12 protein-coding genes are annotated in these 15,431 nt (G+C 46.3%); all 12 read right to left on the bottom strand.

Annotated elements, in window-relative coordinates; translation table 11 throughout:
• Nucleotides 1–27 precede the first annotated feature (27 nt).
• The 12 genes from kduD to AAIH57_RS25910 all read right to left on the bottom strand — a co-directional run bounded on the left by kduD (nucleotide 28) and on the right by AAIH57_RS25910 (nucleotide 15,306).
• Nucleotides 28–780 (bottom strand): 2-dehydro-3-deoxy-D-gluconate 5-dehydrogenase KduD, encoded by a 753-nt coding sequence (kduD, locus tag AAIH57_RS25965; RefSeq protein WP_175395299.1) that lies wholly within the window; start codon nucleotides 778–780, stop codon nucleotides 28–30.
• A gap of 102 nt (nucleotides 781–882) precedes the next feature.
• On the bottom strand, nucleotides 883–1,641 hold the full coding sequence (locus AAIH57_RS25960) for a DeoR/GlpR family DNA-binding transcription regulator (protein WP_430023538.1): 759 nt from the start codon (nucleotides 1,639–1,641) through the stop codon (nucleotides 883–885).
• A gap of 35 nt (nucleotides 1,642–1,676) precedes the next feature.
• Nucleotides 1,677–2,516, bottom strand: a complete 840-nt coding sequence (kduI, locus tag AAIH57_RS25955; RefSeq protein WP_413037363.1) for a 5-dehydro-4-deoxy-D-glucuronate isomerase — start codon at nucleotides 2,514–2,516, stop codon at nucleotides 1,677–1,679.
• Nucleotides 2,517–2,733: 217 nt separating this feature from the next.
• Nucleotides 2,734–3,063: a cytochrome o ubiquinol oxidase subunit IV gene (gene cyoD, locus AAIH57_RS25950; RefSeq protein WP_175395297.1), complete on the bottom strand. Its 330-nt coding sequence runs from the start codon at nucleotides 3,061–3,063 to the stop codon at nucleotides 2,734–2,736.
• A complete protein-coding gene (gene cyoC / locus AAIH57_RS25945; protein ID WP_095292385.1) occupies nucleotides 3,064–3,678 on the bottom strand; it encodes a cytochrome o ubiquinol oxidase subunit III in 615 nt (204 codons plus the stop codon).
• Entirely contained in the window at nucleotides 3,678–5,648 is a 1,971-nt protein-coding gene (locus AAIH57_RS25940) for a cbb3-type cytochrome c oxidase subunit I (protein ID WP_175395296.1), read from the bottom strand. Before AAIH57_RS25940 ends, cyoC begins: the two co-directional genes overlap by 1 nt.
• A 21-nt stretch (nucleotides 5,649–5,669) precedes the next feature.
• Complete coding sequence (gene cyoA, locus AAIH57_RS25935; protein WP_175395295.1) at nucleotides 5,670–6,629, bottom strand: ubiquinol oxidase subunit II; 960 nt, start codon at nucleotides 6,627–6,629, stop codon at nucleotides 5,670–5,672.
• Nucleotides 6,630–6,947: 318 nt separating this feature from the next.
• The gene (locus AAIH57_RS25930; protein WP_024631414.1) at nucleotides 6,948–7,211 is read right to left on the bottom strand and encodes a hypothetical protein; all 264 of its coding nucleotides are present in this window, start codon (nucleotides 7,209–7,211) and stop codon (nucleotides 6,948–6,950) included.
• A 332-nt stretch (nucleotides 7,212–7,543) separates the two neighbouring features.
• Entirely contained in the window at nucleotides 7,544–8,890 is a 1,347-nt protein-coding gene (locus tag AAIH57_RS25925; RefSeq protein WP_175395294.1) for a GH1 family beta-glucosidase, read from the bottom strand.
• 19 nt (nucleotides 8,891–8,909) lie between these two features.
• Nucleotides 8,910–11,288, bottom strand: coding sequence for a glycoside hydrolase family 95 protein (locus AAIH57_RS25920; protein WP_430023537.1), 2,379 nt, complete (start codon nucleotides 11,286–11,288; stop codon nucleotides 8,910–8,912).
• Nucleotides 11,289–11,566: 278 nt separating this feature from the next.
• Nucleotides 11,567–13,270, bottom strand: a complete 1,704-nt coding sequence (locus AAIH57_RS25915; protein WP_376768951.1) for an ABC transporter substrate-binding protein — start codon at nucleotides 13,268–13,270, stop codon at nucleotides 11,567–11,569.
• Nucleotides 13,271–13,608: 338 nt separating this feature from the next.
• Nucleotides 13,609–15,306: an ABC transporter substrate-binding protein gene (locus AAIH57_RS25910; RefSeq protein WP_175395292.1), complete on the bottom strand. Its 1,698-nt coding sequence runs from the start codon at nucleotides 15,304–15,306 to the stop codon at nucleotides 13,609–13,611.
• Nucleotides 15,307–15,431 lie beyond the last annotated feature (125 nt).

Here is a 15,431-nt window from a genome sequence, read left to right as displayed (position 1 = left end):
CTCCTTAGCATTTGATAGCAGAACAGATTAACGAGCCATCCAGCCGCCATCCACATTCAGTACATGACCATTCAAATAGTCCGAAGCCGCTGATGCAAGAAAAACTACCGGACCTTTCAGATCTTCAGGGGTTCCCCATCGTCCTGCCGGAATGCGTGCTGTAATATCCCGATAACGGTTTTCATCCGCACGAATCTGAGTGGTATTATCCGTCTCCATATAGCCTGGTGCAATACCGTTAATTTGTACACCCTTGCCTGCCCACTCATTGGCAAGTGCTTTGGTTAAGCCTGCAACGCCATGTTTACTGGCCGTATAACCTGGTACGTTTATGCCGCCCTGATAGGACAGCATGGATGCGATATTGATAATTTTGCCGCTGCCGCGCTCAATCATATGTCTGCCCGCCAGTTGACTCAGGAAAAATACCGTGTTCAGGTTAAGACCAATGACATCGTGCCAGTCCTGTTGTCCGTGGTCAGCGGCAGGCGTGCGGCGAATGATCCCGGCATTGTTAACGAGAATATCAATTCTCCCCTGAAAAGCTAACGCCTTTTCAAATACCGCTGGCAATTCATCTTCACGACTTAAATCGGCTTCAATGATATATGCTTTTCGCCCGAGAGCTTCGATGGCACTTGCTGTTTCCGAAGGCTTTGAATAGGAAACGAGTACCACATCGGCCCCGGCTTCGGCCAGGCCAATAGCCATTCCCTGGCCCAAACCGCCGGACGTACCGGTGACAAGAGCAACTTGTCCGCTTAGATCAAATGGATTCATGAATGATTCCTCCGCATGTTATGAGATGCAAACCTATGAGTGATGCAAATCAACTTCTTTTGCTTATGCTTAGCTATTCAGGCATCAAGTGCTTCTGTGCATTTAGCTTTGATAATCGACTTTGACTCCGATTTGGTTATACAGTTCTGCCGTCTCCTCATCCAGATGACTGTCACTGATAATACAATCCAGCTCCGAGCAGTGTGCAAAGGTCCGCAGCGCAAATTGCCCGAATTTATAATGGTCGACAACGCCGAAGACCTGCTGAGAAGCAGAGATCATTGATTTTTTCAGTGGAACCAGATCACCTGTGTATATGGATAGGCCGAATTCCGGATGTAATGCAGTGGTCGAGATAAATGCTTTATGAATGTTAAGACTGGAAATGAAAGATGCCGTGTCCTCACCAACCAGCATATTACGGACTCTTGCTCCTCCGGGCACGACCAGTCGGACCTGCTCCTTTTTGGTCAGCTCCGCGATAATGAAGAGGTCATTGGTTACAACAGTGAGCGGCTGATTGTCGAGCCGCTTTGCCATTTCCAGCGTTGTGCTTCCTCCGTCCAGTGCAATGATTTCATTAGGACGTATATAAGCGAGCGCACGCTCGGCGATTTCGGTTTTCTCCGAATGGTGCTTCTCTGTGGCTCCACGACTCGTGAGAATGCCGTACTGGTCATTCTGAGCCAGCATGGCACCACCATGAACACGTACTAGCAATCCCATCGCTTCCAGTTTGTCGAGATCCTCCCGAACCGTCTTGCCCGTTACCTGCAGCAGTTCGCTCAGATCGCTGACGGTCACTTCTTGGCGCTCCAGCAGAGCCTCCATAATCTTTTCATGTCTTTTCAATGGATTCATGCAATCAACTTCCTGTTTCTTTGGAATTTACGCGTTTATTTCAGGTCTTTCATCGCCACGCCGTCCATATCCTCGAACGTTTGGTTTTCACCAGCCATGGCCCAACAGAATGTATAGCTGCTTGTGCCAACGCCACTGTGGATGGACCAGCTTGGAGAGATGATCGCCTGACGGTCACGCACAACCAGATGCCGGGTCTCGTTCGGTTCACCCATCATATGGAATACCACACCGTCTTCCGGCAGGTTGAAATACAAGTATACTTCGGAACGACGATTGTGGGTATGTGCAGGCATCGTGTTCCACATGTTACCCTTATCGAGCTCCGTAATACCCATCACCAGCTGACAGCTCTGAATTCCGCCCTCACCTTGATGAATGTAGCGATAAATGGTCCGTTCATTCGAACTTTCAATGCTGCCCAGATGGTTCGGCTGAGCCTGTTCCTGGGTTGCCTTCTGCGTAGGATAAGCATGATGTGCTGGTGTAGATACAAAGTAGAACTGAGCCGGTTGATCGTTTCCATTACTTTTGAACACGACCTCTTTCACACCTTTTCCGATATAAAGGCATTCTTTGGCCCCAATCTCATAACCCTGACCATCCGCAGTTACGGTTCCGTGGCCTCCAACGTTAATGATACCGATTTCACGACGCTCCAGGAAAAAGTTCGTTCCGATATCCTTCAGGTTCACTTCAAGCGCAATATCTTTGCTTTGAGGTACGGCCGTTCCTACGATATAACGATCCACATGGGAATACACAGTCACTAGTTCATCTGTCGCGAACAACTGCTCCATCAAAAACTCTTCACGCAGACGGGACGTATCATAATTTTTCACTTCATTCGGGTGTGCAGCATAACGATTTTGCATCATTAATCCATTCCCTTCGTCATTTGAATGATGTTGATTGATTTTTAGGTAAAGTTCATATAAGTTCATTTTAGTTCATTTTGTATCTTTTGTGTACCTCTTTTTAAATAAAAGATCGTTTTATTCCAGTTTATTTTGACGCTGCTTATTCTGGATAAAACAAAAGAGGATCTCCACAGTCTGCAGTGCAGACCGGGAGATCCTCTTTATTCAAACCTTAATGTGCAACGGTATTGTTCAGCATGATCCAGATCGAACCAATAACGATGGTCATCATGATCAATAGACCGAAAATCAAAGCCATGACATTCCAGCGTGGTTTTCCTGTTTCACGAATATGCATGAAGAAGAAGAGTTGAACCACAAACTGAAGTGCAGCCGTTACGAGAATAACAACCATTGTTCCTGTTCTGCCCATCATGTCGTTCAGTACAACCACCAACGGGATGATTGTGAGGACGATGGACAGAATGAAGCCGATGACATAGGACTTCATTGAACCATGCTGTTCGTGAGCATGGGAATCATGTGAGTTATGCTCTGCCATCTACATCACCCCCATCAGATAAACGATCGACAGGAGGAAGATCCAGACGACGTCCAAGAAGTGCCAGTACAAGCTGATTACGTTGATTTTACCGCGAGTAACATCGGTAATACCACGTTTTTTCAGTTGGAACATCAGTCCGATCATCCAGATCAGACCCAGCGATACGTGAAGTCCGTGAGTTCCCACGAGGGTGAAGAATGCGCCGGAAGCAGCACTTGTAGTGTAGCTGAACCCTTCGTGAATCATCTCAACAAACTCCGTTACTTCGAGTGCGATAAACGCTGCACCGAGAACGGCTGTAACTGCCAGCCAGCTAATCAGTTGCTTCACTTTACCTTGGTTCATCGCAAGCACTGCAAGTCCACTTGTAAATGAACTTGTGAGCAAGATAAATGTCTCGGCAATAACGCCAGGCATTTTGATCAATTCAGACAATATAGGTCCGCCCGCCGTATTATCACGCAACACAATAAAGGTTGCGAACAATACGGAGAACAGGATAACGTCGGAAATCAGGAAAAACCAGAAACCGAGCAATTTCAATTCTTGTGGATCATGGTGACCATGGTCGTGACCGTGATCGTGACCATGCTTAGCGGCTGCTTGAGCCATTATACCGACCCCCTTAACGACGCTTCGGTACGCTTAATTTCGTCGACCGGAATGTAATAGTCCGTGTCGTATGAGAATGAACGAGCGATCATGCAGATCCCTACGCCAGCGAGTCCGAGAATCGCCATCCACAGCCAACCGAATACAAAGCCGAAGCCGGCGATGAACCAGAAGACGGACATGATAAACGGAATTGCGGAGTTCTTAGGCATATGAATCGGCTCAAGCGGCTGTTCTGGTGGATAGATGCCTTTGGCACGACGTTCTTTCTCTTCCCACCACTCATCAATATCATCACCGCGAGGTGTAATGGCGAAATTGTACTCAGGAGCTGGTGAAGGAATCGACCACTCAAGTGTACGAGCATCCCATGGATCGCCGGATACTTTGAGCGTTTTGTATTTGCGAATACCGTCTGCAATTTGTGCAACCTGGAACAGGAATCCGACACCCATCAGGAATGCCCCGATAGTGGATACAAAGTTCAGTTCCCACCAGCCGGTATCCCAGCCGTAGGTGCTCAGACGACGTGTCATACCCATCAAACCTACAGCGTACTGCGGCATGAAGCAGACATAGAAACCAATATTCCAAGTCCAGAAAGCCCATTTGCCCAGTTTCTCTTCAAGTTGGAAACCGAACATTTTTGGCCACCAGTAGTACAGACCCGCGAAGTATCCGAATACTACACCACCGATCAATACTTGGTGGAAGTGGGCAATCAGGAAGTAACTGTTGTGGAACTGGAAGTCAGCAGGTGCAACGGACAGCAGAACCCCCGTCATACCCCCGACGATAAAGCATGGAATAAATGCGATTGTCCATAACATCGGGGTGGCCATCCGAATCCGTCCACGATACATCGTAAACAGCCAGTTGAAGATTTTAACCCCTGTGGGAATCGCGATCAACATCGTTGTTACAGCGAAGAAGGCATTAACGTCCGCTCCCGAACCCATCGTGAAGAAGTGATGCGCCCATGTGAAGAAGGACAGGAAGCTAATGATTAGCATCGCGAATACCATCGATTTGTAACCAAACAATTTTTTCTTCGAGAAGGTACTTACAATCTCGGAGAACACACCGAATGCCGGCAAGACCACAATGTATACCTCAGGGTGACCCCACATCCAGATCAAGTTGATATACATCATCGGGTTACCGCCCAAATCAAGCGTGAAGAAATGCGCCCCGCCGAATCGATCCAGGAAGAGCAATGCAAGTGTCACAGTCAAGATTGGGAATGCAAACAAGATGATAATACAAGTGGAGAATACCGACCATGTAAACATCGGCATTTTCATCCATCTCATGCCTGGCGCACGCATTTTAATGATGGTAACCAGGAAGTTGATACCGGTAGCCAGGGAACCGATACCCGATATCTGTATACCCCATATATAGAAGTTCTGCCCTACCCCCGGACTGTGTGACAGCTCCGATAGAGGCGGATAACTCAGCCATCCTGCATCAGGTGAACCACCGATAACGAAGGACAGGTTAAACAGCATCGCTCCCAGGAAGAATAACCAGAAGCTTAGTGCATTCAGGAACGGAAATGCGACGTCCCTTGCCCCTATTTGAAGAGGCACAATTACGTTAAACAAACCGAACATAAACGGCATCGCCATGAACAGGATCATGATGGTACCGTGAGTCGTAAAGACTTGGTTATAATGTTCAGGATGCAAGAAATCCATGTTAGGCATAGCTAGCTGAAGACGCATCATCAGCGCATCGACACCACCACGGAACAACATGATGATGGAAGCAATGATATACATAATACCGATCTTTTTATGATCGACGGTTGTTAACCAGTTACGCCAGAGCCAGCCCCATTTTTTGAAATAAGTCAGCACCGCTACGATGGTAATCATCGTAATCCCGATGGCCACGTCCGCACCATAAATCAGCGGGTCACCGGTAACGAAAAACTCCGATGCAAACTCCTTAAGTCTCTCTAACATTGGGGGCCTCCTTTCGAATCTTTAGTTAGCACTCTTGTCCACTTCAGTGGACACATTTTTCGCGGCGCCTGAAGCTTCTTCCGAAGTTCCATGATTATGAGCGCCTGAACCTTCGACAACATACTTGGTCACAATGTCTTGGAACAATCCTTCAGGGAAGGAAGAATAATAAGCGACATTGCTTGTTCCCGGTTCCGCCAATGTGTTATACGTCTCTTGCGTCAGCGGCTGGGATTGTTGTTTTACTTCAGTCACCCATTGATCGAATTCTTCATCTGATGTTGCATTGACGTCGAAACGCATTTGGGCAAAATGTTCACCAGTAAAGTTGGCACCCGAACCGAAGTAAGTCCCTTCGTGATCAGCTTGCAAATACAAGGTCATCGCCATACCCGACATCGTATAAATTTGTCCACCAAGCTGCGGAATCCAGAACGAGTTCATCGGTGAATCCGCAGTAAGCTCAAATTTCACGGGCCGGTCTGCCGGAATATTCAACGTATTGACCGTTGCAATGCCTTGCTCAGGATACATAAACAACCATTTCCAGTCCAGTGAAGATACTTGAATGGTAATGGGTTCTTTCTCAGAAGCCAGCGGCTTCGAAGGTTCCAAATCATAGGTATAGCGTACAGTTACGATCGCAAGCAAACCAATGATAACAATTGGAACCGTCCACCAGATAGCCTCGGCTTTGGTACTATGAGACCAGTTCGGCTCATAAGCAGCTTTATTGTCCGGCTTGTCGCGGTAACGCCAAACGATTACAGCAGACAAAATCAACACAGGTACGATAACGATCGCACAAAGAATCGTCGAAATGACAATCAAATCTCTCTGCGAAGCGCCAATTGGTCCCTTCGGATCCAGAACAACGTACTGCCCGCCTGCCAGCATTGGCCAGACAATCAATGCAATTGTAACCAACGTCAGGACAACCGGAATAATAATCCGGGCTAGCGACCTAGGTTTCTTGTTCATCTTGATCCCCTCTCCTTAAATTCGCTCATACTGAAAAATCAGTATACTACTCTCTTCCTTCTAAAGATATCAGAAATGAGCAACTTTTTTGTTCTTGTTAACAAATTTGTCGATTTTACACCTTAAATGTGTGAATTTTTTCTCACAAATCGCTTGCACACTTGATATTTCTTCATTGTAATCATTACACTTCGAGTCACAAAATAAAACCCTTTGCAGTCCCGTTGAACAGTATCAACGAATCCGCAAAGGGCTTTATTGACTGGATTCCGGGTACTCATCCAGTCTTATTATGAACGAAAGATCGCCAGATTATAATTAATCGGCTCCTTCGTCTTCCCGGCGTGTATGAACAAGACCAATCGATTTGGCGATTACATAAATAAACACACTACCTACCAGAAAACCAATACCGACCATCAAGCCAAGATTACGGTCATTAAAATCGTTCAGGTTAATCAGGCACATAACCACTCCCGTAATGAGAGCGATCCAGGCCAGAACTGTCATCGTCAAGACTGCGCGCCGCATATTCTTATCTTTGCGCTCCAATTGGCTTACCATTGCTGTCTTCGATGCCATAGTAAACACTTCCTTTTCCCTTTTTGTAAGTGCTTTCCTAATACCAATATACCACATCAGTATGATTTTTAGTCAACAAATGTTCAAATTTATTTCGCAATTTGGACACTTTATTTAAAATTAAACTGTTGACAAACGCTTATTTTATCTTCTTGTTATGTATAACCCAAAAACAACCTCTTCATAACAGGAATAAGGTGTAACCTTATGAAAGCTTTATGAACATGTCTCATTCCGAGAAAAACCAGAACAAAAAAACGGCGATCCGGATAAACCGAATACACCGTCTTTTATCTTTATCCTATAGTGTAATGAAGCGATAGATCATCCAACTAGTTACGCGTTTCCAGCCAGTTGTTCTTGATCACATTTTGGTACCAGTAAAAACTCTCCTTCGGTGTTCTAACCAACGAGCGATAGTCCACATGAACAAGACCAAAGCGCATCCGGTATCCTTCTGCCCATTCAAAATTGTCCATCAGAGACCACGCCATATATCCCTTCAGGTTAATGCCATCGTTAATAATCCGGTGAATTTGGGCTAAATGCTGTTCATAATAGGAGATCCGGCGATCATCATTGATCTTGCCATTGTCCAGATCATCATTGATGCAAGCACCGTTCTCGGTGATGTAGACATCGACGTTTCCATACTTTTGCAAATAATGCATGAACTCATACAGTCCACGGGATTCGATCGGCCAACCAATATCCGTCTTGGTCAGTCCCATATCCACTTCCTCAGACTGCAAAGCTCCTGCCTCCGGATTGAAGCGATTGATTCCCATGGTGTAATAGTTAATGCCCAGCAAGTCAATCGGCTGCGAGATGATCTCCATATCGCCTTCCTGGATCGGCACTGTGGCACCTGCTTGAGCAAACCAATCGACCATGAATTGCGGGTAGGTACCTTTGTAGATCGGATCAAGGAACCAGTCTGTGTTGAGCGCGATGGAGCGGTCGCATGCCGCCTGATCCTCAGGTGACTTGCTGTAAGGCTCAGCCCAGCACACATTTGGTGCAATACCGATCTGCCCCGTTATGCCCAGCCTGCGGAAGGATTGCACCGCTTTACCATGAGCAACAAGCAGTCCATGGGCCACATTAAGGGATGTCTGCAGATCCTTGTTCCCTGGTGCATGAACCCCCAATAGATTGGACAGGAATGCGATACACCATGGTTCATTAAACGTCAGCCAAAATTTGATTTTGCCAGTGAACTCCTTGAAGATAACTTCTGCATATTTAACAAACGCATCGACGGTTCTGCGGTTTCCCCAGCCCCCGTCATCCTCCAGCACTTGCGGAAGATCCCAGTGATACAGTGTGCAGAAAGGCTCAATGCCTGCCTCTAGCAGCTTGTCCACGAAGCGGTGGTAAAAGTCCAGGCCTTCGCGATTGATCTCACCATCTCCGTCCGGTATAATACGCGGCCAGGCAATGGAGAATCGATACGTGTTGATACCAAGTTTCTTCATCAGCTCGATATCTTCTTCATAACGGTGGTAACTGTCGCAAGCGACATCCCCATTGTCTCCATTAAATACTTTACCAGGTGTACGTGCAAATGTATCCCAGATGGATACTCCGCGTCCGCCTTCCTGTGCTGCTCCTTCTATTTGATAGGAAGCTGTAGCTGTTCCCCAGCGAAAATCTTGCGGAAATTGAAAAATAGTCATTGGTTTCTCCCTCGTCTCCTCATGATACGCGGACGGTCTGTCCTGCGGTCATGGTTAAAGTAATTACATAATCTCCTTGAGGTGTTAGCTCAGCCTGTTGCTGCTCCTCATTATCCACCCGCAGCACATGTGCGCTTCGAATGGTGATCGAACCATCACGTTCTGCCTTGATTTCGGCAGAAACCAATTGGCTGTCCGCCCACTCCATGGATAGGGTATAACCGCCTCGTGCACGCAAACCTGTTACGCTGCCTTGTGTCCATTGCTCTGGCAGGGCCGGCAGCAAGTGCAGTTCATTCAGATGGCTCTGCAGCAGCATCTCGGCAATGCCGGCCGTACCACCGAAATTGCCGTCAATCTGGAATGGTGGATGGTCATCGAACAGATTGGGATGAGTTGACCGGGCCAGCAGTGTACGCACAAACTCATGCGCCTGCCCGCCATCAAGCAGACGTGCATACAGATTGATCAACCAAGCACAGCTCCATCCGGTATGCCCACCCCCCTGCGATATGCGACGTTCAAGCGATATGCGTGAAGCCTCAACAAGCTCCGGCGTATGGATTCGATTGATCAGTTCTCCTGGATACAGGCCATACAGATGGGACACGTGACGATGTCCTGGTTCCGATTCAGCGAAGTCCTTAAACCATTCCTGCAGATGCCCTTCACTGCCAATCCGGAACGGATATAACCTGCTCAGACTGTTCTCCAGCTCAATGACCAATGCCCGGTCGACCTCAAGTGTCCCTGCTGCCTCAATACATCTGGTGAACAATTCACGAATCAATGTCATATCCATTGTCGACGCCATCGAAATGCTGCGGGCTTCTCCTTCTTCTGTCAGGAACTTGTTCTCCGGAGAGGTTGAAGGAGCAGTAACCAGATAGCCATCCGGTCCTTCAATCAACCAATCCAGACAGAATAGTGCTGCCTCCTTCATGACCGGATAAGCACGTTCTTGAAGAAAATCTTGATCCCCGGTAAATAGGTAATGCTCCCACAGATGGGATGTCAGCCAGACACCACCCATCGGCCAGAATGCCCAGCTGGCATCACCGCCTGTAGGTGTTGTCGTTCTCCAGATATCCACGTTGTGATGGGCTGTCCATCCACGTGCGCCGTACAAAATGCGAGCTGTTCTGCGCCCAGTTTGACTCAGGTCCTCCAACAAACTGAATAGCGGTTCATGACATTCGCTCAGATTGCATACTTCGGCTGGCCAGTAATTCATCTCGGTATTGATATTAATTGTATAATCACTGTGCCAAGGCGGCTCAACCTGATGATTCCATATGCCCTGCAGATTGGCCGGCTGGGTGCCCGGGCGCGAACTGCCCATTAACAGATATCTGCCATATTGAAAATAAAGTGCTTCTAGCCCGGGGTCTTGAACTCCAGACTGGTAAGCTATAAGCCGCTCATCAGTAGGCAGCTCCCCATTAGGCGTGGATCCCAGATCAAGACTGACACGTGAAAATAAAGACTGGTGATCAGCTTCATGCCGAATACGCAGACTTTCATGACCTAAGCTCATCGCTTTTGCTATGACATCTTTACAACCTTGTTCCAGCAACTGCTCATCCTTGGTTGGAATAACATCGTAATTCTCGAAAGCAGTAGCTGCCGCCAAGTAAAATACGACCTGTTTAGCTCCCTGAACATGAAGCTTGCCATCCATAGTAGAAACCTTTGCCTCTTTACCGATTACTGTAACAGCCAAACGAACCGCGTATGCAGTCCCCCGATCCTCTTCATAGATAACCGATTCGGGATGGTCCCGGAAATAGTTCGATTCCACATGACTTGGACAACGACTGAACATCGTCACTCCGTTTTCTGATTCCTGGGTTGTGTACGGATGCGGGCTGTCCAAATGAGCAATGGCATTCACAGCTCCGTCCCGATCAGCCGTAAGCGTACATACCATTAGATCATCCGGGGCACTGGTATACACCTCACGAACAAAACGAACACCTTCATAGGAATAACTCGCCTTAACAATTCCGGATTCCAGGTCAAGTTCACGTTCAAACTCTTCATAATCCTGCTCCCGAAGTCCCTCCTGCTGTATCATGAAATGACCCATCGGTTGGTAGGCTTCTACATCGCGACCCAGCATTTCACGGTTCAGAAGCTCTTCAGCTTCACTATATTGTCCGGACATAATGAGTTCGCGGGTTTGCTTCAAGTACCGCTGGCTGCTGTACTGAATGGTGTCACGCGGAAAACCAGACCATAGGGTATCCTCGTTTAACTGGATACGCTCTTCGGCAGCTCCTCCGTACACCATGCCTCCGAGTCGTCCGTTCCCAATAGGAAGGGCCTCTTCCCAGCGGGTGGCAGGCTGTCGATACCATAGACGATTTATTTTTGTTTTCTCATTGAATGGGGACATAAAATAACTCCTCTTCATGAATCATCTATTATTTTTATAAAGGATACTAAAACGTTTTCGGATACTACATTATGTAAGAAATATTTTGTATCCACAGGCTCTTTGCTTGGACAAATCCGCTGCCCTAATAGCCTTCAACTGAAAGTGCTTTCAGTAAGAAAAGTATATTGGATTTATATATCTGCGTCAATGTAAAACATCACAAGAAAAAGCAAGAAAGAGACCCTGAATCAGGGCCTCTTTCTTGCAATGGATGATTTTCCATCCACACGCTTATATTACTTCACTTCTTTGCCTGTCCACAGAGATATACGATCTTTAACCCATACCGTATATTGTTTCTCCATTTCCACTGCACCAGCTTTGTCCAGCTCTGCGAGGAAGTCATCATACACTTTATCGAAGTTCGCTGACGAGGTCAGAACAGCTTCAGGAATCCGTTTGCGTACGATATCCTGAGTTTTTTGGAATGTTACGTCATAATCTGTACCTGTAGGCACGGACATATTATATAATGCTCCCCAGTCTTTGAGTGGAAGTTCTTCTTCAGACGGGTAAAACTCTTTCCAAGTTGTAATGCCATAGGCTTTGAGCGTTTCTTTCTCAGCCGCTGTATAACCTGCTATAATCTGTTCAGGGAAATTGGTTGTGTAGTAGTTGTCAGTTGCATCCTTCACACCATCACCATATCTTGCACTGAACACATTGTACAGACCAATACCTGTTTCTTTACTGAAATTGGAATTGTCGTTAGTTTTACGATCCTGGATTTCATCCGGAATAACACGTTTGCCATCCACTACATTGTAGTGCTGACCCTCGATTCCCCAGTTTCGGAGCACTTGACCTTCGTCCGAAGCGAGCCAGTCCATGAATTTGATAATACGTACTGGGTCTTCCGCAGCCGTGGTGATTCCAATTCCGTAGCCATCAAATCCGGTTGGCTGGAACGTATGGTCCACGATATCTTCGTTCAGCGATACGGAGAAGTGAGCGTACGTGCTGTCATCCTTGCCAGCACCTTTCAGCGCATTTTCAGCTTCTTGATAGTTCCACTCTTGGTCAATCAGACCGAGTACACGGCCGCTGGCAATTTTGGATTTGTATTGGTCGTCTTTTTGAACAAATGTATCTTTATCAAGCAGTCCTTCATTATACATTTTGTTCAACCAACGGAAATATTCTTTTTCTTCTGGGCGTTTGTAGTGCAGCATCGCTTCATAAGTTTCTGGATTGACATAGTATTCACCATCATCCGGAGCCCCTGTAGCTTGGAATGCCGGGTTGGTTACCGTAATCATGATCTTCCAATCATCCGCATTCAATGTCAGTGGAATGGTTGGCTGGCCATCAATCGTTGGATGTTTCTCATAATAAGCTTTCAGTACATTTTCGTAATCCTCAAGTGTTTTTACCTCAGGATAGCCGAGCTCTTTCAAAACCTTTTGTTGAATTTCGAACCCACCTGTTGCGTCAAACGTCATATTATCTACACCCATATTGGTTGGGATCGTGTAGATCGCTGGATCTTCCGTGCTGTATTTCAAACGATTCATCTGATCGCCATAGATTTTTTTCAAGTTCGGCGCATGCTCCTCGATTAGATCCGTGAGGTCAAGCATCGCACCCGCATCTACGAGCTTAGACAAGTTACCTTTTGGGAAAATGATATCTGGATAATCACCACTGGCAGCCATGAGAGAGATCTTTTGTTCGCCGCCATTGTTTACATCATATTCCGCTTCAATCGTAACGCCTGTTTGCTTCGTAATTTCCTTGCCGACTGCATCTTGCATTTTGTTCCAAGTTGGACTTGCATCAGCACCAAAAAACGTGACTGTAATCGGATCAGTTCCACTGGACTCTCCGGAAGAAGCATCTTTGCTTCCCGAATTTCCGCAACCAGCAGTAACCAACAGCGCACTTGCGAGCATCAACATTGCAAAAGTCTTAGGTGTATTGCCTTTCATTTTGCCTCTCATTGTCTAGTTCCCCCTATTATTATGAAGGTTTTATCTGTATAACAGGCAGATGCCTGCGAATACCACTTTTGAAGCGCATTTCTGTATGCGCTTACCAAAATAACATTTCACACTTTTCGTAAACATATCAAACCTTGTAACTTACAAATCTTAAAATATCATTTAACAACGGTAAAACGTTTTCGTAAACTCATTTAAAACGCTTACTGAAAGTGCTTACATCAATGATTATATGCTATCCTACCCGTTCCGTCAACAACAAAAAAAGGCCTTTTTGATAGGCCTCTTTTTGTAAATGTAATGCTTTATTTTCACAAGTTATTTCCAGCGTTCTTTCGTTACTTCACATCTTTACCAGTCCACAAGGCAACACGTTCCTTCACCCATACGGTGTACTGTTTCTCCATCTCCACTGCACCTGCTTTGTCCAGTTCAGCCAGGAGGCTGTCGTAGACTTGGTCAAAGTTTTCCGGCTTCGCAAGAATGGCTTCAGGAATGCGTTTGCGGATGATATCCTGTGTTTTCTGGTATGCTACGTTGTAGTCGGTATCTGATGGAACCGGCATATTGTATGCAGCGCCCCAGTCTTTCAGCTTCAGTTCATCTTCAGAAGGATAGAAATCCTTCCAGGTCGTAATGCCATATGCCTTTAACGTTTCTTTCTCAGCTGCTGTGTAACCTGCCTGAATCTGTTCAGGGAAGTTGGTTGTGTAGTAGTTATCCGTAGAATCTTTCACACCATCGCCGTATCTTGCACTAAAGATGTTGTACAGACCAATCCCGGTTTCTTTGGTAAACGCCGAGTTGTCGTTGACTTTGCGATCCTGGATTTCGTCAGGAATGATACGCTTGCCATTTTCTACATTGTAATGTTGACCTTCAATCCCCCAGTTTCGGAGTACTTGACCTTCATCTGATGCGAGCCAATCCATGAATTTGATGATACGCACCGGATCTTTGGCCGTCGTAGAAATTCCGATTCCATAACCGTCAAAGCCGGTAGGCTGGAACGTATGATCTACAATATCTTCGTTTAGAGATACGGAGAAGTGGGCGTAAGTGCTGTCATCCTTGCCCGCACCTTTCAGTGCATTCTCCGCTTCGCCATAGTTCCATTCCTGGTCAATCAGACCAAGTACACGGCCGCTGGCAATCTTGGATTTATATTGGTCATCTTTTTGTACAAAAGTATCTTTGTCGAGCAGTCCCTCATTGTACATTTTGTTCAACCAACGGAAGTATTCCTTTTCCTCCGGACGTTTGTAGTGCAGCATGGCTTCATACGTCTCCGGGTTGATATAGTACTCACCATCATCCGGTCCACCCGTTGCCTGGAACGCAGGGTTCGTTACTGTGATCATGATCTTCCAATCGTCTGCATTTAGTGTCAACGGAATGGTTGGCTGACCATCAATGGTTGGATGCTTCTCATAATAGGTTCTCAATACGTTTTCGTAATCCTCGAGTGTCTTCACTTCCGGATATCCGAGCTCTTTCAATACCTTTTGTTGAATTTCAAATCCGCCCGTTGCATCAAAAGCAATATTATCTACACCCATGTTGGTCGGAATCGCATAAATGGCCTGGTCTTCCAGACTGTATTTCAAACGATTCATCTGATCACCATAGATTTTTTTTAGGTTTGGTGCATGTTCCTCAATCAGATCGGTAAGATCAAGCATTGCTCCTGCATCAACAAGCTTCGATAAATTTCCTTTAGGAAAGATAATATCAGGGTAATCACCGCTGGCAGCCATCAAAGGTATTTTCTGATCTCCGCCATTATTCACATCGTACTCTGCCTCAATTGTAACACCTGTTCGTTTGGTAATCTCTTGGCCCACTGCATCCTTCATATTGTTCCAGTTTGGACTTGCATCTGCACCAAAGAATGTAAACGTGATGGGACTGGTTGTATCCCCTGTATCCTCTGGTGTCTCTGAAGCAGTTGTACCTCCTCCTCCACAACCTGCCGTGATGGCAAGTGCGCTTGCGAGCAGAAGCATTGCGAATGTTTTTGGTGTTTTGCCCTTCATGTATAATCCCCCTTATGGATAAAATGAAGCTATCTATTGTATAACAGGCTGGCCTGCGCATACCGGAAAGAACTGAATGTAAATCTTTTGTTTTTAATACATTAAAAGCGCTTACTTATTGTTTT

Origin of the sequence: Paenibacillus sp. MABNR03 (assembly GCF_050455445.1) — a bacterium.
GTDB lineage: Bacteria > Bacillota > Bacilli > Paenibacillales > Paenibacillaceae > Paenibacillus > Paenibacillus xylanilyticus.
This window is presented reverse-complemented; position numbering and strand designations above follow the sequence as displayed.

What these genes read in the sequence shown, in the direction of transcription:
- kduD (WP_175395299.1), bottom strand. Translation starts at nt 780, where the DNA reads ATGAATCCATTTGATCTAAGCGGACAAGTTGCTCTTGTCACCGGTACG.
- AAIH57_RS25960 (WP_430023538.1), bottom strand. Translation starts at nt 1,641, where the DNA reads ATGAATCCATTGAAAAGACATGAAAAGATTATGGAGGCTCTGCTGGAG.
- kduI (WP_413037363.1), bottom strand. Translation starts at nt 2,516, where the DNA reads ATGCAAAATCGTTATGCTGCACACCCGAATGAAGTGAAAAATTATGAT.
- cyoD (WP_175395297.1), bottom strand. Translation starts at nt 3,063, where the DNA reads ATGGCAGAGCATAACTCACATGATTCCCATGCTCACGAACAGCATGGT.
- cyoC (WP_095292385.1), bottom strand. Translation starts at nt 3,678, where the DNA reads ATGGCTCAAGCAGCCGCTAAGCATGGTCACGATCACGGTCACGACCAT.
- AAIH57_RS25940 (WP_175395296.1), bottom strand. Translation starts at nt 5,648, where the DNA reads ATGTTAGAGAGACTTAAGGAGTTTGCATCGGAGTTTTTCGTTACCGGT.
- cyoA (WP_175395295.1), bottom strand. Translation starts at nt 6,629, where the DNA reads ATGAACAAGAAACCTAGGTCGCTAGCCCGGATTATTATTCCGGTTGTC.
- AAIH57_RS25930 (WP_024631414.1), bottom strand. Translation starts at nt 7,211, where the DNA reads ATGGCATCGAAGACAGCAATGGTAAGCCAATTGGAGCGCAAAGATAAG.
- AAIH57_RS25925 (WP_175395294.1), bottom strand. Translation starts at nt 8,890, where the DNA reads ATGACTATTTTTCAATTTCCGCAAGATTTTCGCTGGGGAACAGCTACA.
- AAIH57_RS25920 (WP_430023537.1), bottom strand. Translation starts at nt 11,288, where the DNA reads ATGTCCCCATTCAATGAGAAAACAAAAATAAATCGTCTATGGTATCGA.
- AAIH57_RS25915 (WP_376768951.1), bottom strand. Translation starts at nt 13,270, where the DNA reads ATGAGAGGCAAAATGAAAGGCAATACACCTAAGACTTTTGCAATGTTG.
- AAIH57_RS25910 (WP_175395292.1), bottom strand. Translation starts at nt 15,306, where the DNA reads ATGAAGGGCAAAACACCAAAAACATTCGCAATGCTTCTGCTCGCAAGC.